We start from the raw sequence: 15,614 nt of genomic DNA, 5'->3' as shown, positions 1-15,614 counted from the left end.
AGGGCAGGCACAACATAGACGAGGGGGCAAACACGAGTTTCACGCTCCTGCTTGCCCCTCAGTTTTTTAGCATACTGATGTGTGTTTACAAAAACCAGAATTGATATTGTATATATTATGGATTGATTTTTGTTAAATAACTGGTAGTTTTTACTTAACAGGCAACACAATGATCAAAAGATTAAAACTTCAAAAAGCTGTGATAGCCTTTATACTCGGAGTAGGGGCCTTGGTTGCTTATCGGATAATGAGTGAAAACAGAGCGCCGTCCAGCAACCTGATGCTGACACTCGCCGGTATTTTCTTTGTAGCCGGGGCATTGATGTTCCTTTATCCTATTCTTTTTGCTAAAAAAGACAAGGAAGGCTGTGTTGAGCTTGATCCTGAAAAACAGGAAGAAAACTAAACTATCCCGCCCATATACGGATCAGTAACTGAGTCTTCGCCGTCTTTTTCCGCATGTCCGGCGTATTGCCTCAGATAGCCTTCGTTTCCTTTTACAGATATTTTTAAATCGTACCAACCCTGGCTTTTCTTCAGGTCAATAATTAGACTTTTACTGCCTTTGGACGGTATTTTAACGGAGACTGGTCTGATATTTTGATATACATCGTCAGCAATCAGTATTTCCAGAGGGGTGTCCCCGTCATTCTCAAAGTACACTTTCAGATTTCCCGAAGATCCAGCGCCAAGAAACCTAGGCTGATACGCGCAGATGATCCTCAGGCCCGGATCCTCTGCCGAGCCTTTAAACCTGCGGAAAAATCCATTTGGTCCGTTTACACAAAGGTGGTAACGGCTTCCTTCAAAATCCTGAAGACTAAAATGGTCAGCCAGCCTGTCCCCCGCTGCCACAGCATAAGACCATGTTTTTCCTGCCGCGTTCCGGAAGAGTTCCGGCGTATAAACACTGAACGGAGCGCCAAGAGGCATAGGCCGCAAATGTCCGGTACTTCCTGTTGAGAGATGAATGACCACCTCTTTTTTTGCCGGATCAAGCCAGCAATCTGCAGAAAGACGATAACCCAGTGCACAGGCTCTCCTGGTGCCGCTTTCCTGTTGCGGCATAAAGGTGGATGCACCCTTCTGAAAAGGATGAAAGCTGTTGATCTTATCTATTTCCCTGGCAGAAAGTGGATCAGGCTTTAACTGCGGCGGCTTGTTCTTTGCATTCTGTATACCTGTAACCACTTCATCTCGGTCCGGAAGCGGCGGCATACCCGTAGCTTCCGCATGAGCGGGCCGGAAAGCTGAGGTCAGGTCGCCGCAGATGGCACGGCGCCAGCTGCTGATCATATTGCTCCTGATCTTCTTGCCTGTTTTTTTGCTCAGGAAATTTTCCAGGAACATGATCGTAGAGGTATGATCGCAGACCTGTGAGTTGACATAACCACCCTTGCTCCAGGGCGAGGCAATCAGCATCGGCACGCGGTAGCCAAGACCAATAGGACTGTCTTTATTTGTTTCGTAATCTGCGGCCGTATCCATACCATGTGAAACCTTTCCGCTGTCCGTGTCTCCGGGTTTGGGCACCACATAAGGCGGGATGTGGTCAAAATAACCGTCATTCTCATCATAGGTCAGGATAAAGATTGTCTTTTTCCATACTTCAGGATTTTTTGTAAGAATGTCTATCGTTTCAGAAACATACCAGGTTCCATAGAGCGGAGAACTGGTATGGTCGGAAAAACGCTGCGGGGCCACCAGCCAGGATACAGCGGGCAGCCTGCCCTTATCCACATCTTCCCTGAACTGGTAGAAGATGTCATTTTTGGGAATGTTCAGGCTTTGTTTTTGGCCCTGGTCATCCGTATAGTTAAACGGTGCGAGCTCCAGGTAATCGAAAGGTGCATTGATATTGGTGGCAAAGGCTTTATCTATCAGATTTTTCTCTCTCGCCGTCAGGGCCTCATACTTCTCTCTAACCTCTTTTGCTGTTAGTTTTTTCTTTGGATCGCCGTGTTTTCTAAACCAGGCCGATAGCCTGACATTATACCGCTTCACATATTCTATGGCATTGTCGCCATAATTGCCCAGCCAGTCGTCTACCGTGTCACCCTGCAGATCACTCGTCCAGATCTCGTTCTGGTAAATCTTCCAGCTGATGCCATTGTCTTCAAGCACTTCAGGAAAAGTTTCCCAGTCTACATACACGTCATCGCGGGACTCGGCCTGTGAATTGTTGACGGCAGCTACGGATGTGCCGTTCAGCTCAGGCCTGATGTTGCCTGTCCACATAAACAGCCGGTTGGGGGTTGTTCCAGTAAGAGAAGAGCAAAAATTATGGTCGCAGATCGTAAAGGCATCGGCCATGGCATAATAAAAGGGCACGTCTTTACGGTCATAATATCCCATGCACATCAGCGACTTTACCGGTACCCATTTGTCATATTTTCCCCCGTTTCGGGCAGCCAGCTGATCGTTCCATGAATGGGGCAGCCCGCCCTGCCAGGTGATCCTGGTCCTATTGATGTCAATGTGAAAGGGGGCATAAGTGTTGCCTTCGGCATCTTTTTGCAGCCATACCTTATTTTTGTCGGGCTGGGTATAGGTTCTTGGATCGTTAAAACCACGCACACCCTTCATTTTGCCAAACATATGGTCAAAGGAACGGTTCTCCTGCATCAGGATCACTACATGTTCCGCATCGTAAAAAGTGCTGCCGGGATCTGCGCTAATGGCCATTGCCTTTTGAACAGACATCGGGATCACATTTGGCAGGCCGGCCGCGCCGGATAGTAATGCAGCTTTTTTTAAAAACTCTCTTCTTGAATCCATACAGGACAGGGGGTGTGTTAAGGAATAAATCGGGACTTAAAGATGGGATTTTATTTTAAACGTTCCAGCACTCCTTTTCTCTTCACAATATTTTTGTAGTCCCATTGTATTTCTCTGGATTTGGCTATCCAGCGTTCGAGATCTTTTGGATTGACTTCATTTACAGAGCTGTATCCGATAGATGCGTCTTTAAATTTTCCCGTATTTATTTTCAGCTGCTCCTCCCCAAAATCCGCTCCGCTCCAGAACATCAAACGGATACCCGCCTTCAACCTGCTATACCCGACTATAGGGTTTCCATCTAAAAACCAGACCGGGTGTGCATGCCAGATTTTATTTTCTGCGTCAGGCAGATGTTTGTCGATTTCTCTGGAAAGTGTATCGCAGATTTCCTGGTCACCTGCTGACTGCGAATCGTTATATATCTGTATATCTTTATTTATCATGCTGATAACTAAGTTATGAAAAGTTGCGCACTTATTCCGTACCTGCTGCGGTAGTTCTGCGCTAAAAAGTACTTTTAGCGGTGCTGATGCGGTGATTTAGCGCAGAAATAGCGGAGAATGGCGGAGGAAAGGAGTTAACAGTGGTTTATCAGAAAAAAACTGCAAAAAGCAGGCATAGCAGCACCAGCTGGCTGACAAGGGAATGCAGTGCCAGGAGCACGGCATACATTATGCTTTTGTCAGCGCTTTCCAGATCACCTCGTAAACGTCCGTGGCTTTTTTGTCTTCAGCATTTAACGCAGGGTCGGTGATCAGTACCGGGTGAAATTCCTTTGGCGTATCGACACTGCCGTGAGAACCGCCAATGAGTGTGGCATCCAAAGGAATGACATCCATCACGTACCGGAAACCAGCTTTCTTGCGGAGCAGCTTGTAGGCGGCGCGTGGTTTGGAAGACATGAACATTTCCACGGGATCATAGCCCGGCTTTTTATGGATGTCTACACAGCGCGCATAATCCGGCGCTACGGCATCGTCCAGCCAGAAGTAATAGGTAAACCAGCTTTCAGGTTTGGCAACAACGACGAAATCACCTGCTCTGGCATGGTCTATTCCATATTCTTTCTTGCCTGCTTCGTCTAGGATCAGGGCTATACCCGGTGTTTTTTCAAGGATGTTTTTTACCTGGTTTTTTACGGACGCGTCGTTGATGTAAATATGCGCCACCTGATGATCGGCAACTGCGAAGGCTTTTGAAGCGCCTGCGTCCAGAAGTTCCAGGCCACGTTCAATGCGGATCTGAAGCAGCTTGTTTTGTCTGAAAATGCGGTTTAGGTGTATCGGCTGACTAACTGGGACGATACCATATTCAGATAATATAATGATGTTGGCACCCTGTTTTTCGTAATGGGCTACAAGGTCTTTGACCACTTCGTCCACTTCACCCAGCTCTTTGCTGATCTTACTAAAGTCGTGTCCGAATTTTTGCAGGCAGTAATCCAGGTGCGGCAAATAGATAAGTGTCAGGGTAGGGTTGTAGAGTTCGTCTGTGATAACGGCGGCATCGGCAATCCATTTGGTGGATTTGATGTTTGCTCCGGGTCCCCAGAACTGGAAAAGCGGAAACTGGCCCAGCTTATCTTGGAGGGTATCTCTGAGTTCTGCGGGTTCTGAGTAGCAGTCGGGCATTTTTCTGCCATCGGCCAGGTAGTTTGGCCTCGGTGTTACCGAATAATCTGCGTTGGAATACATGTTGTACCACCAAAACATATTGGAGCAGGTAAAATTAGGGTCTTCTTTTTTGGCTTTATCCCAGATCTTGTCGGCCAGTACCAGTTTGTTGGACTGCTTCCAGAATTTAACTTCTGCATCGGTATGGTCATACCAGCCATTGCCCACAATGCCATGTTCAGACGGTGTTGCTCCGGTCAGATAAGTAGACTGCACAGCAGTAGTGACCGCAGGCAGCATAGGAGCTATGGTATGAAGGTTTTTTGCTTTGGTGTATCTTTCCAGGAATGGGGTATGGGCCCCAATCAGGTTTGAGGACAGGCCAACAACATCTATAACTACAGTTTTCTTCATCTTGAATGGGTATTTGGTATTATGCCAGTTGTTTGATCACCCAGTCCAGCTCCTTGCTGATCGACTCGGTGATCGGAAGTTTGATCTGCTCCGGCAAAACTTCCCAGGTATAAGTTTCGACCTCCATGTGATTGGTAAACGGCTTGTTTTTTTGAAGGTTCAGCACCGTAATGATGTCTTCCTGTGTAGTTGAAAGGAGGCCGATCTCTTTAATGGATATAGGGACATGAAAATGGGCTCTCCATTCCTGTACAGTTTCGTTTTCAAAATCGTCCAATGCTTCCGGAAGGTCAAGATAGCGCAAAAGATTGCCGTCTTTTTGTCTGGCCACTACCTGGTGGAGGTAAACGGGTTCATTAAAAATGTCAAACGCTTTTTTGATGAGTGGTTTTTCTTCAGGTGATTTTTGCAGGTCCGCTTTTAGCGCCGCGCTGATCTGGATCTTTCCGACGCTTATGTTTTTTGTGGCCAGCTCATTTAGAATCTCTTCATGAGGTTCGTAGCCTATCGCAAAGTGACAGACATCATAGCAAAGGTTGACATGTTTTCTGATCAGAGCTTCGGCTTCAGTATCGTTGAGGTCGAATGCATTGCTGATCTCAGGGATGCCCAGGCTTAGCAGGTCACCCTCAAACCAGTCGATGAATTCTCTTCCGGTCTCCATCATCCCATCGGGTTCAGGCTCAATATCAAGGTGCAATACTTTACCGGTATCGTTGCTGATACGGATCAGTTCCTTTACCACCTCGATTACGTTCAGGGTTCCTGTTTTCCTGGCTTCATTCAGCGTTTCTGCGGTAGTATACCAGTGCCGGTATCCGAGCGGGTTGGTAGATATGCCTCCGTCCATTCCCTCAGGCAGCAATTGTTCCAGGATGCGGAACAGCCTGATGGTGTATGTTTTGCGTGCATCGCTTGTCCAGCCTGGGGTGTGTACATCTGCTTTGACCACCGTACGGTGAAATTCTCCGTAAGGGAAACCGTTCATGGTGAAAACGTAAGTATCGTTTTCTTTCAGCCATTGTTTGAATTCATCGAGCGTCGTTTGTTCGCTCAATGCCAGACTTGCTTCATTGGACAGTCTCAGGCCAAGGCCCATTGGCTGGTCAGGCGATACAGCCTGTCTGATCTGCGGGAAATTCTTTTGTAATTGCTCAAAATCTTCTGTCCAGTTCCTGCCGGGATGGATATTGGTGCAATAGGTTAAATGGCCGCTATTTACTTTCATTTTAGTGAATTGTAGTTAAGCTTTTTTTATCCTGACTGTATTTGGCGACATAACTGCTCGCTGCTATGAGCAGTTCATGGTCCATTTCATGGACTTCCTGTCCTGTGCCAAGATCGGTAAGCAGGGTAATGGTAAGAATTCCGCCCAGGTGCTCCTGAAATTCGGCAAGGCCTTTTAATATAGGTGAGTTTGTATCTTTAATGTTGATGACCTGGTCTGTAATGCCAAAGTTCAGGTCGGTCAGCAGTTTTAGGACCCGCTGTGCTTTTTCTTCGCTGAGCATTCCTTTTTTGAAGGAGTAGACGCTGTCGAGCGCGATGCCCATGGCTACGGCTTCTCCGTGTAATACACTAAAATTACTAAGCTGTTCCTGTTTGTGTGCGGCCCAGTGGCCAAAGTCGAGCGGACGGGCAGAACCTGTTTCAAAGGGATCATCTCCGGCGATGTGGTCCATGTGCAGTTTTGCGCAGTGCCTGATCAGGTAGTTCATCGTTTCTTTGTCTCTTGCCACGAGTTGTGCGGCGTGATCTTCCAGCCAGTAGAAAAATTCAACGTCTTTGATGAGTGCTACCTTTACGGCCTCCGAAATTCCTGCACGGTAATCCCTGTCACTTAATGTGGCCAGAAAGTCTTCGTCATTGAATACGGCCACGGGTGGGGCAAATGTTCCGAGGAAGTTCTTTTTGCGTTTGTAATTGATGCCATTCTTTACGCCTATCCCTGAGTCGTTCTGAGATAGTACGGTAGTTGGGATGCGGATGTGCTTGATGCCCCTGTGTGAGACTGCAGCAGCATAGCCGACCAGGTCAAGCACAGCGCCGCCGCCGATAGCGGCAATATAAGAATGCCTGTCAATCTTGTGCAGGTCTACCGCCGCTACGATCTGATCAAATAATGTGGTGTCATTTTTTGATGCTTCTCCACCCGGGACGATCAGGATCTCCTCAATGAGTTCCACTTCTGTCTGGCTGGCAAAAAAGGTTTTGATATTGGCGGTCAGTCCGGGATGCGCATCTGCGACTCCCCGATCTATGACAAAGTATATTTTTTTCAGCGCGTCGGAAGGGCGCGATTTGAAGAAACTGGATAAAGTAGTGTTGCCGGTATCGAATAGCGATGAAGTAAAGTAAACATTGTACTCAAATTTGACACTAAACGATTGTTTTAAATGACTCATATTTAATGATATTACCTAAGTAACCGCAAAAGCTTTACTTAGTAAAATTGATATTGGTAAAAGAATAACGATGAAAACGGCCACATTTAAGGCACCGAAAGCACTGGCCCAGGCAGCATTCAATAAGATCAGCGCAATAACTCCGGATTTAACTGCCTTGCCGATGTTGGGGCCGACAGGGTTTTGTATGGCTTTGAACAAAGGGATAAAGATCATCAGGGCAAAAGGCACCACAAAGATCAGGGCATAAGTGATATTGTGCCTGGTATAAGCGAAAAACAGTACGCTGAGGATGACTATTGCATACAGAATCCCTCCAAAATAAAGCATTCTTTTGCTTCCGCCATGTACTTCCCCCCTGCTGATCATGGTAATGGATGCGATATAAATGATGGGTATGAGTGCCAGAAACCACCAGGTCTGTAAAGAAGTGTTGATGATGCTAACACCCAGCATCAGGTTTAGTCCCCGGCAGAGACCCATATTTAATGGGCCAAATATGGAATGGTGCTTCAGCCATTTGTCGTAGCTCAGGCAGGCGATCATTATTGCGGCAGCGATGTAACGTGAAGTTGGGCTGTACAGACCAGCAGCAAAAATACCGATAAAGAAACATACGCCTCCAAAGATCGCAGCGGCATTTTTGCTGATGAGCCCGCTGGGGATCGGTCGTTCCGGCCGTTCAACTTTGTCCAGATCGGCGTCGAATACATCGTTGAAAATGATGCCGCCGCTATAAAGTCCGATGGTCGAAATACAAAGGAGGGATACCGCGAGAAGGCTGACAGGCGACTCGGGCACGCCTCCCCACCAGAAGCCTCCGTTAGCTGTAGCCGGAATAAAATATCCGGCAATAGCAATGCCGGCCAGCACATCGGCGACGGAAGTCACCACATTTGCGGGCCGCATTAGCCTTAGGTATCCTATTAGTTTCTGCACTTCTTATGAGATGATGATTGAATTCTTGTCTATCCTTGGCTGTTGGCCACCCCGCAGAATTGAGTTGCTTTCAAATTTCTGACTTTGATCAATATTCTTAACGGTAAGGAAATCGGCTTCATTGATCTGCCCGCTCTGCCCGAATGCGGTGATGGCATTGCGGTAAGTAACGAGTTCGATGTCTTTCAGGCTGATCCCTGATTTTTTCATCAGCGCAGCTGTTTTCGGGATCGCAAGCGGATCACTGATTCCCCAGTCTGCTGCAGAATTGATCATGATCCTTTCAGATCCATATTGTTTTACCACTTCCACCATGCGTTCATTGCCCATTTTGGTAAACGGATAGATGGTAAAGGCAGCCCAAAAGCCTCTGTCCAAAACTTCTTTTACCGTTTCCTCGTTGTTGTGGTCTACAATAACCATACTGGGGGCAAGGCCCTGCTCAATGGAAATGTCCATGCTGCGCTGGGTTCCTTTTTTCTTGTCACGGTGCGGGGTATGGATCTGGACAGGAAGGCCTGCTTCTTTTGCCAGGTCCAGCTGCAGTCTGAAATATTTTTCTTCTGCTGCGGTCTGGTCATCAAAACCGATCTCACCAATGCCAACTACACCTTCTTTAAAGATGAAGTTGGGGAGGATTTCCATCACCTGTTCTGCCAATTTTTCGTTATTGGCCTCACGCGAGTTTAAGCCTATGGTACAGTAATGCTTGATCCCAAACTGAGAAGACCGGAACCTTTCCCAGCCGATCAGGCTGCTGTAGTAGTCTGTGAAGCTGTCCAGTCCGGTACGTGGCTGGCCCAGCCAGAAAGCTGGTTCTATGAGGGCTACTATTCCTGCGTCTGCCATGGCCTGGTAGTCGTCGGTGGTGCGGGAGGTCATGTGGACATGCGGGTCAAAGAACTTCATCCCGCTAATGTCATTCAGATCAAGGGAGGTTTGAATTTTTTCTCCTTCACTTCTTTCCCGGAAATTTTCATTACAGCACATAATTCAAGTTTTTATATCTGGTGTTACAGTTCTATTAATTTGTAGATCTCGGGATGCACCGTTCTGTGTGCAGCCAGGCGCTCCTGTACATAATCCTTTAAGGTTTCAGAAAGCGCTTTGTTTTTCCTTTCTTTTATTCCGGTGATCCTGGTTATATCCTTTTCCGTGAAAAAGGCTTTCAGTACCAGCTGGTTCCACGAATTTTCAGAAAGATATCTGGCCGGATAAGGGTTGTGGTACATTATGGCCTCCAAAACAGTCCCGATATTGCTCCTGATCCCTTCTTCACAGCGGTGTATCCATTCCTGAGGATAACTAAAAACAGGTAAGGCGGAATATAATGCGGCTTGCTCGTTCATTTCAGCCGCTGTAAAAAGCCCGTTGATCTTCCGGAGGTAGACTTCTTTATCCTGATCAGGCACCTGCATCAGCAGGTATACCCGGGCCAGACGGTCCGCGGACCAGCCTGATAGGTCAAATCCCGGAAGCTTTTGGTTTATTTCTGCAACTTCTGATGGCTGTAGTGCTATTGTCTTTTTTTCTACAAACCTTGGGATGTGTGAAAAGGCAAGATTCAATTGTAAGTTTTTTTCTTCTGTTTTGATCAGGCCGATCTTTTGTTCCAGCCAATCCATCGCCCCGCTGCTCAGACTGCGTCTGATTATCCGTTCAAATTCTGTTAAAAGCATGCTTTATCCTATATTAACCGCCACAAAATAGTTGATGGCAAGGGCACCGCTAATGATCAGTAATCCGAAGAATTCCCTGGTCTTTTCGATATAGGGTTTCGTTGCCTGCATGCTTTCTACTAAACTTGGACTTTTGTACTTTGTTATCCAGTCACGCACACCATCTTTTGAAAAAAACAGGATGACGGCGTAAACCAGATAGAAAGATATGGCTCCGAGATAAACATTCGGGTAAAATTTATTAAATATGGCAAATCCACAACAAATGGAGGCTACCAGGTATATAGGTACCCAAAGCCATGGGTCTACGTCATTTAGATTTAAGTACGCAAACGCCAGGAATGCAATACAAAAAATTGAATTTAAAATGCTCAGCAGCATACTCGTAAAGGTTTAATTTGTGTTTTGTGTTGTTAGTAAATACAAATAAACAGATAATTATACCGATTTAGCAATATGCAATTGTAAAAAATGAAATAGGATAAGCAATATTTTTCCCTGGTTCATTGATTTTTATTTAAATTCATGGTGATTGTTGATTATTAAAAAAAGTATCATGATAAAATACCTGTGTCTATCTGTGATGATCTTGCTGGGTTTAAACCTGAACGCTCAGCATAAACTTGAAAAACTCTGGGAAACAGACAGTATCATAAACATGCCTGAGTCTGTTCTGGCGGATACAAAAGCCGGGGTCCTGTATGTCGCAATAATGGGCAATAGCGCCGATGCGAAGGATGGCATTGGAGGGATAGGAAAGCTGGACATGAGCGGCAAGGTGATCAATCTGGACTGGGTGACCGGTCTGAACTCTCCTAAAGGAATGGGCATCTATAAAAACAGGCTCTATGTGGCCGATGTCACGGATGTAGTCGTGATCGATATTGCCAGGGCAAAGGTGGAGCTGACCATACCGGTAGCGGGTTCAGGATTTCTGAATGACCTGACTATAAGTGACAAGGGTATTGTGTATGTTTCGGATTCAAAAACCAAAAAGATCCACCGGATCATCAACGATAAAGATGAGGTGTATATGGAGAACATTGATGGACTCAATGGCCTGAAGGCTGTCGGTGATCAGCTGTTCATTGCAGGCGGGGGTAAAAATCTGCTCAAAGCTGATGCGTCTAAAAGTATGGTCAAAATAGCCGGCCTGCCACAGGGTGGCGATGGGATTGAGCCCATAGGCAACGGCGATTGGCTGTTCTCGGCATGGGGAGGTTACATTTACTATGTGTATGCCGATGGTAGAAATGAGCTGCTCCTGGATACACACCTGCAAAAGATCAACACCGCAGATATTGGGTATGATCCTGCGAAAAAGGTCGTTTATATCCCTACATTTTTTAAGAAAAGTGTAATAGCTTATCAGCTTAAATAAAGCATAAGCCTGCTATTCTTTTACCCTGCTCCAGACTTCATAGATCTTGGCGCCTTTGCTGCTCAGTCCGCTGTGGTGCCAGTTGCCATCCTCAAGTTTCCCGTCAAAGCTTAATGAGGCACCCACCCGGGTATTGTCCCTGGAAAAGAATTCTATGTTTTCTATGTATTTGCCGTCTTTGAAGGTATAAGAGCCACCGCCTGTTCCTGAAAACTGTTTTTTGCCCGGGTCTATCGCTACCCATTGAAATTTGGTGCCGGTCAGCATTTTATAGGTTTGCCGTGTCCCTGTCTGATGTATAGCGGCTACTTTGCCATCCTCACCCATTCTTCCGGTAATACGCCAAACACCGGCCAGTGGTGCTTTGCCATCGTCAACACGGTCGAAGTTTACATTGCCGTCCTGCAATTCTAAGGAGAGCTGGCTGCCTGAAACAGAAAACGGGACATCCGTACTTGTTCCCACACTGGCTGAATCCGCAGTATTGAACAGCAGTTTTCCTTTAAGGGTTTTGTCCTTTACTTCATAACTGCCGCCCTGGCTGGATACAAACTGGGATCCGTTATGAACGGTATGAAGATAAAAACCATCCTGAAAGAACAGGTGATGCTGTTCATCGCCGTTCCTCAATTCCCATGCGCCTGTCACGACGGCATTCTGTCCAAGAACATTAAAAGTTATGGTAGTCAATACCAGCAGAAAAAATACTTTCATAGCATTCATAATTTGGTTATCAATAGTTTTATACTAAAGGTAACAAATTACTATGAATGTCAATATTAATCTTGCAGTCCGCGGATTGCAACTACTTCGTTTACATCCGCCCCGTAGTCTACGCCCGCAACTTCAAATCCAAAAAGATTAAAGAAATCCTGCTTATAGCCCTCAAGGTCTCCAATTTCCGGTAGGGTTTCAGTAGTGGCATTTTGCCATTGTTTAAACACCTCTTCCTGTACATCAGCCCTCATTTCCCAATCGTCTATCCTGATTCTTCCTTTTTCGTCAGTTTGCAAGGCACTGCCCGAATACAAATGCTCGTGAAACAACCTGCTGATCTGCTCTATGCAGCCCTCGTGAATTCCCTTTGCTTTCATCACCTTATACAGTAAAGAGATGTATAACGGGATTACGGGGATAGCCGAACTGGCTTGTGTAACCAGGGCTTTATTAACGGATACATATGCTTTTCCGCCAAGGTCTTCTAGTTTATCCGTAATGGTAAATGCTGTAGCTTCCAGATGGTCTTTGGCCCGGCCGATAGTGCCTTTGCGGTATACCGGCTCTGTTACTTCCGGACCGATATAAGAATAGGCTACTGTGGTCGCTCCAGGGGCAAGAAGGTTCTCTTTCTTCAGTGCATCTATCCACATTTCCCAGTCCTCGCCACCCATTACGGCAACAGTATTCTTAATTTCTTCTTCGTTTGCAGGGGTAATGGAAACGGTCGAGACGATACCGGTATGAAAATCGACTGTTTTATCACTAAAATCCCCCTCTATAGGCTTAAGTACAGAGTTATGTGTTTCGCCTGTCACCGGATGAACTCTTTTGGGTGAGGCCAGACTGTAGATGATCAGGTCTACCTGCCCAAGATCAGCCTTGATCAGCTCAATGGTCTGCTGTTTGATTTCATCGGAAAATGCGTCTCCGTTTATGCTTTTCGCATACAGGCCAGCTTCGTTTGCAAACTCCTCAAAAGCTGCGGTATTGTACCATCCGGCCGAAGCAGTCTTGCCAGGGCTGCCTGGTTTTTCAAAATATACACCAATGGTAGAAGCACCCACGCCGAAAGCACTGGTAATTCTTGAAGCCAGCCCAAAGCCGGTTGAAGCGCCGATAACCAGGACTTTTTTGGGGCCATTTACCGGGCCTTTAGATTTCACATAATTGATCTGTTTTAATACATTTTGTTTGCATCCCTCAGGATGTGATGTAAGGCAAATAAATCCGCGTGTTCTTGGGCTGATGATCATAACTGGTGATATAATTGAAATGTTTAACTAAATTTCGACAAAGCTAGAACTTTTATCGGGAACCTGTGAATTGAATTCAGGCAGACCTCTGCTTGTTAAAGAAGGATACAGCGTTCTCCGGCCAGCAGTGTTTTGCACTGTTCATCATTTGCAGGTATGCTGATCTCTTCGAGTTCTTTGCGGTAATTTTGCTTGATCTCTTTCCGGCTTTTGGCCCGGATAAACCTCCTGATGTCATCGCTGTTTGCCAGCACAAGTCCTGGCACCTCGGTCGGCTGATTGTTTTCATCCTTAGCTACCATGGTAAAATAGCTGGTATTGGTATGTTTTACTTTGTTTGTTTTCACATTTTCAGAAACTACTCTTATCCCCACTACTACAGAGGTTTTTCCTACGTAGTTCACAGAAGCCATTAATGATACAAGTTCCCCCACTTCAATGGGTTCCAGAAAGTTAACGGTGTCAATAGAGGCGGTTACACAATAATTTCCGGCATGTTTGGATGCACAAACGTAGGCCACCTTGTCCATCAGTGAAAGTAAAATACCGCCATGGATCTTGCCTCCGAAATTTGAATAGGAGGGAATCATCAATTCTGTAAGGACAGTTTTGGAAAAGCTCACGGGCTTGTAAGGAATGGGTTGAGCAGGGCTTGACATTGGTGTAATTTAGGTTGGCTATATTTATTAATTAAGTGTTTGACACTTTAAGGCTAAAATAAGCAGGATAAATGATATGAATGGTACATAATGAAAAAAGACCACCTGTTGAGGTGGTCTTTTGTGGGAGATACTGGGTTCGAACCAGTGACCCCCTGCTTGTAAGGCAGGTGCTCTGAACCAGCTGAGCTAATCTCCCCTTTTGGGTTGAAGGCTTACTTAGTTGATCCAGTGACCCTCCCGATGTAAAATCGGGATGCCTGAACCAGCTGAGCTAATCTCCCATTTGGGTTGAAGGTTTACTTAGTTGATCCAGTGACCCTCCCGATGTAAAATCGGGATGCTCTGAACCAGCTGAGCTAATCTCCCTTCGGTTCTATTCTTTTATTTTGAAACAGCAGAATAAACTGTTTTTGTGTGGGAGATACTGGGTTCGAACCAGTGACCCCCTGCTTGTAAGGCAGGTGCTCTGAACCAGCTGAGCTAATCTCCCATTTGGGTTGAAGGTTTACTTAGTTGATCCAGTCACCCTCCCGATGTAAAATCGGGATGCTCTGAACCAGCTGAGCTAATCTCCCTAAGGTTCTGCTCTTTTATTCAGCTGAGCCAGCTATACCCTGATCGTTAGGGAGTGCAAATATACACCTCTAATTTAAAACTCCAAAACTTTTGGAAGATTTTAAGAAAGCACCTCTTCCAATACCTGGTGGGATCGGATATCTCCAAAAGAAGCCGTGTGTAAAGTGTAGTAAACCAGTATCTTATCTAATATAAATCTTCTGGTTTTGTTATCGATTTTTATTTCGTTAATTTTTTCAAACGGCGAAGTAAACAGGGAAATGAATAATAAAGCATCTTCCCTGTTTAAAAAATTTGGGTGTGCGGGTGTTCTTGATTTGAATTCTCCTTCCTGCAGATCAAAATAGTTATCATCATTTTTGGTGATTGTACTGGGCGCGAAACCCAGGAACCTGGAAAGCTTCAAAAGAAAAGCCAGGTGGAAATTGACATTCTCCGGGCTGCATTCGTCAAACCAGCACATGGCACTAAAAATAAAATCAAATAGATGCTCATCGGTTGTTTGCTGTCTGATGCTCTTATAAAGCACCTCATTTAAAAACTGAGTGACCGTACTCTTGACGATATTGTAGGGAATGGTACTATAAACCGGAGCCGGCCGTAGTTCCGAGACGCGTTGTATGCCAGTATTGTGTTTGTGATAGGCGACCATATCCACCAGATGAAGCGGCTGGAGCATATTCATACTGATCTTTGCCCTGGGCTTTTTAACCCCGTTGATCATATAAGACTGGATGCCGAACTTCTCCGTGAAAATCTGGACCACAACACTGCTTTCGCTATACAGCGTAGTTTTTAAGATGATGCCACGGGTTTTATGCAACATGCAAAAAGATTTTAGGCAGGAAAATGATCAGGCCAATGATGAATGCAGTGATAGCGCTTAGCAGTACAGCAGCTGAAGCTACATCTTTAATTATTTTAGCTTTTGGGTGGATCTCCGGTGATATCAGGTCTACAAGCACTTCAATTGCTGTATTGAAAAGTTCGGCAGTGAGCACCATGCCGGCCGCTGCTGTGATCCAGAGCCACTCGTTCAGGCTCAGCTCAAAGAACCAGCCTGCCAGGGTAACCAATAGCAGGGCTATGAGGTGAAACCTAAAATTCCATTCGGCTTTAAAAGCATAAGCAAGGCCTGAAAAAGAATATCCGAAACTTTTAAGAAACTTGTTCATTTGACCTCAGCAGTTG

The 15,614-nt window shown here is 45.8% G+C and carries 16 protein-coding genes and 2 tRNA genes; 2 read left to right on the top strand and 16 right to left on the bottom strand.

The annotated features are described in order from the left end of the window. Positions 1 to 169 precede the first annotated feature (169 nt). Positions 170 to 406 carry an isoleucyl-tRNA synthetase gene (locus QEP08_RS15260; protein WP_285059303.1) on the top strand — a complete coding sequence of 79 codons (237 nt, stop codon included), beginning with the start codon at positions 170 to 172 and terminating at the stop codon, positions 404 to 406. On the opposite strand, the gene QEP08_RS15255 is transcribed toward QEP08_RS15260, so the two are convergent. The 9 genes from QEP08_RS15255 to QEP08_RS15215 form a co-directional block, all read right to left on the bottom strand. Next, a complete protein-coding gene (locus QEP08_RS15255; protein ID WP_285059302.1) occupies positions 403 to 2,778 on the bottom strand; it encodes a phosphocholine-specific phospholipase C in 2,376 nt (791 codons plus the stop codon). The two genes, QEP08_RS15260 and QEP08_RS15255, sit on opposite strands and share 4 nt — an antisense overlap. A gap of 50 nt (positions 2,779 to 2,828) precedes the next feature. Continuing rightward, on the bottom strand, positions 2,829 to 3,224 hold the full coding sequence (locus tag QEP08_RS15250; RefSeq protein ID WP_285059300.1) for a DUF1801 domain-containing protein: 396 nt from the start codon (positions 3,222 to 3,224) through the stop codon (positions 2,829 to 2,831). A 228-nt stretch (positions 3,225 to 3,452) separates the two neighbouring features. Continuing rightward, the gene (locus QEP08_RS15245; RefSeq protein WP_285059299.1) at positions 3,453 to 4,808 is read right to left on the bottom strand and encodes an alkaline phosphatase family protein; all 1,356 of its coding nucleotides are present in this window, start codon (positions 4,806 to 4,808) and stop codon (positions 3,453 to 3,455) included. Between the two features lie 19 nt (positions 4,809 to 4,827). Then, positions 4,828 to 6,036, bottom strand: coding sequence for a metabolite traffic protein EboE (gene eboE / locus QEP08_RS15240; protein WP_285059297.1), 1,209 nt, complete (start codon positions 6,034 to 6,036; stop codon positions 4,828 to 4,830). Position 6,037: 1 nt separating this feature from the next. Continuing rightward, on the bottom strand, positions 6,038 to 7,213 hold the full coding sequence (locus tag QEP08_RS15235) for a 3-dehydroquinate synthase (RefSeq protein WP_285059296.1): 1,176 nt from the start codon (positions 7,211 to 7,213) through the stop codon (positions 6,038 to 6,040). Positions 7,214 to 7,228: 15 nt separating this feature from the next. After that, on the bottom strand, positions 7,229 to 8,122 hold the full coding sequence (gene eboC / locus QEP08_RS15230) for a UbiA-like protein EboC (protein ID WP_285059294.1): 894 nt from the start codon (positions 8,120 to 8,122) through the stop codon (positions 7,229 to 7,231). Positions 8,123 to 8,155: 33 nt separating this feature from the next. Continuing rightward, positions 8,156 to 9,142 (bottom strand): TatD family hydrolase, encoded by a 987-nt coding sequence (locus tag QEP08_RS15225; protein ID WP_285059293.1) that lies wholly within the window; start codon positions 9,140 to 9,142, stop codon positions 8,156 to 8,158. A gap of 23 nt (positions 9,143 to 9,165) precedes the next feature. Then, complete coding sequence (locus QEP08_RS15220) at positions 9,166 to 9,831, bottom strand: EboA domain-containing protein (protein WP_285059291.1); 666 nt, start codon at positions 9,829 to 9,831, stop codon at positions 9,166 to 9,168. Positions 9,832 to 9,834: 3 nt separating this feature from the next. Next, positions 9,835 to 10,212: a transmembrane 220 family protein gene (locus QEP08_RS15215; RefSeq protein ID WP_285059289.1), complete on the bottom strand. Its 378-nt coding sequence runs from the start codon at positions 10,210 to 10,212 to the stop codon at positions 9,835 to 9,837. Between the two features lie 175 nt (positions 10,213 to 10,387). Between QEP08_RS15215 and QEP08_RS15210 the strand changes: the two genes are divergently transcribed. After that, positions 10,388 to 11,212: an NHL repeat-containing protein gene (locus QEP08_RS15210; protein ID WP_285059288.1), complete on the top strand. Its 825-nt coding sequence runs from the start codon at positions 10,388 to 10,390 to the stop codon at positions 11,210 to 11,212. 12 nt (positions 11,213 to 11,224) lie between these two features. Here QEP08_RS15210 and QEP08_RS15205 read toward each other — a convergent pair whose 3' ends face one another. From QEP08_RS15205 to QEP08_RS15175, 7 genes are all read right to left on the bottom strand, one after another. After that, positions 11,225 to 11,926, bottom strand: coding sequence for a hypothetical protein (locus tag QEP08_RS15205; RefSeq protein ID WP_285059286.1), 702 nt, complete (start codon positions 11,924 to 11,926; stop codon positions 11,225 to 11,227). A gap of 65 nt (positions 11,927 to 11,991) precedes the next feature. After that, on the bottom strand, positions 11,992 to 13,185 hold the full coding sequence (fabV, locus tag QEP08_RS15200) for an enoyl-ACP reductase FabV (RefSeq protein WP_285059285.1): 1,194 nt from the start codon (positions 13,183 to 13,185) through the stop codon (positions 11,992 to 11,994). 95 nt (positions 13,186 to 13,280) lie between these two features. Further along, on the bottom strand, positions 13,281 to 13,844 hold the full coding sequence (locus QEP08_RS15195; protein WP_285059283.1) for an acyl-CoA thioesterase: 564 nt from the start codon (positions 13,842 to 13,844) through the stop codon (positions 13,281 to 13,283). A 124-nt stretch (positions 13,845 to 13,968) separates the two neighbouring features. Continuing rightward, positions 13,969 to 14,043: transfer RNA gene (locus tag QEP08_RS15190), tRNA-Val, on the bottom strand. 219 nt (positions 14,044 to 14,262) lie between these two features. After that, positions 14,263 to 14,337 (bottom strand) — tRNA-Val (locus tag QEP08_RS15185). 186 nt (positions 14,338 to 14,523) lie between these two features. Then, on the bottom strand, positions 14,524 to 15,249 hold the full coding sequence (recO, locus tag QEP08_RS15180; protein ID WP_285059281.1) for a DNA repair protein RecO: 726 nt from the start codon (positions 15,247 to 15,249) through the stop codon (positions 14,524 to 14,526). Further along, positions 15,239 to 15,598: a diacylglycerol kinase family protein gene (locus QEP08_RS15175; protein WP_285059279.1), complete on the bottom strand. Its 360-nt coding sequence runs from the start codon at positions 15,596 to 15,598 to the stop codon at positions 15,239 to 15,241. Before QEP08_RS15175 ends, recO begins: the two co-directional genes overlap by 11 nt. Positions 15,599 to 15,614: the final 16 nt, after the last annotated feature.

Source organism: Pedobacter ginsengisoli (assembly GCF_030244015.1).
In the GTDB taxonomy this organism is placed as follows: Bacteria; Bacteroidota; Bacteroidia; order Sphingobacteriales; family Sphingobacteriaceae; genus Pedobacter; species Pedobacter ginsengisoli.
This window is presented reverse-complemented; position numbering and strand designations above follow the sequence as displayed.

What these genes read in the sequence shown, in the direction of transcription:
- QEP08_RS15175 (WP_285059279.1), bottom strand. Translation starts at nt 15,598, where the DNA reads ATGAACAAGTTTCTTAAAAGTTTCGGATATTCTTTTTCAGGCCTTGCT.
- QEP08_RS15225 (WP_285059293.1), bottom strand. Translation starts at nt 9,142, where the DNA reads ATGTGCTGTAATGAAAATTTCCGGGAAAGAAGTGAAGGAGAAAAAATT.
- QEP08_RS15260 (WP_285059303.1), top strand. Translation starts at nt 170, where the DNA reads ATGATCAAAAGATTAAAACTTCAAAAAGCTGTGATAGCCTTTATACTC.
- QEP08_RS15255 (WP_285059302.1), bottom strand. Translation starts at nt 2,778, where the DNA reads ATGGATTCAAGAAGAGAGTTTTTAAAAAAAGCTGCATTACTATCCGGC.
- eboC (WP_285059294.1), bottom strand. Translation starts at nt 8,122, where the DNA reads ATGCGGCCCGCAAATGTGGTGACTTCCGTCGCCGATGTGCTGGCCGGC.
- QEP08_RS15245 (WP_285059299.1), bottom strand. Translation starts at nt 4,808, where the DNA reads ATGAAGAAAACTGTAGTTATAGATGTTGTTGGCCTGTCCTCAAACCTG.
- QEP08_RS15235 (WP_285059296.1), bottom strand. Translation starts at nt 7,213, where the DNA reads ATGAGTCATTTAAAACAATCGTTTAGTGTCAAATTTGAGTACAATGTT.
- eboE (WP_285059297.1), bottom strand. Translation starts at nt 6,036, where the DNA reads ATGAAAGTAAATAGCGGCCATTTAACCTATTGCACCAATATCCATCCC.
- QEP08_RS15195 (WP_285059283.1), bottom strand. Translation starts at nt 13,844, where the DNA reads ATGTCAAGCCCTGCTCAACCCATTCCTTACAAGCCCGTGAGCTTTTCC.
- fabV (WP_285059285.1), bottom strand. Translation starts at nt 13,185, where the DNA reads ATGATCATCAGCCCAAGAACACGCGGATTTATTTGCCTTACATCACAT.
- recO (WP_285059281.1), bottom strand. Translation starts at nt 15,249, where the DNA reads ATGTTGCATAAAACCCGTGGCATCATCTTAAAAACTACGCTGTATAGC.
- QEP08_RS15215 (WP_285059289.1), bottom strand. Translation starts at nt 10,212, where the DNA reads ATGCTGCTGAGCATTTTAAATTCAATTTTTTGTATTGCATTCCTGGCG.
- QEP08_RS15205 (WP_285059286.1), bottom strand. Translation starts at nt 11,926, where the DNA reads ATGAAAGTATTTTTTCTGCTGGTATTGACTACCATAACTTTTAATGTT.
- QEP08_RS15250 (WP_285059300.1), bottom strand. Translation starts at nt 3,224, where the DNA reads ATGATAAATAAAGATATACAGATATATAACGATTCGCAGTCAGCAGGT.
- QEP08_RS15220 (WP_285059291.1), bottom strand. Translation starts at nt 9,831, where the DNA reads ATGCTTTTAACAGAATTTGAACGGATAATCAGACGCAGTCTGAGCAGC.
- QEP08_RS15210 (WP_285059288.1), top strand. Translation starts at nt 10,388, where the DNA reads ATGATAAAATACCTGTGTCTATCTGTGATGATCTTGCTGGGTTTAAAC.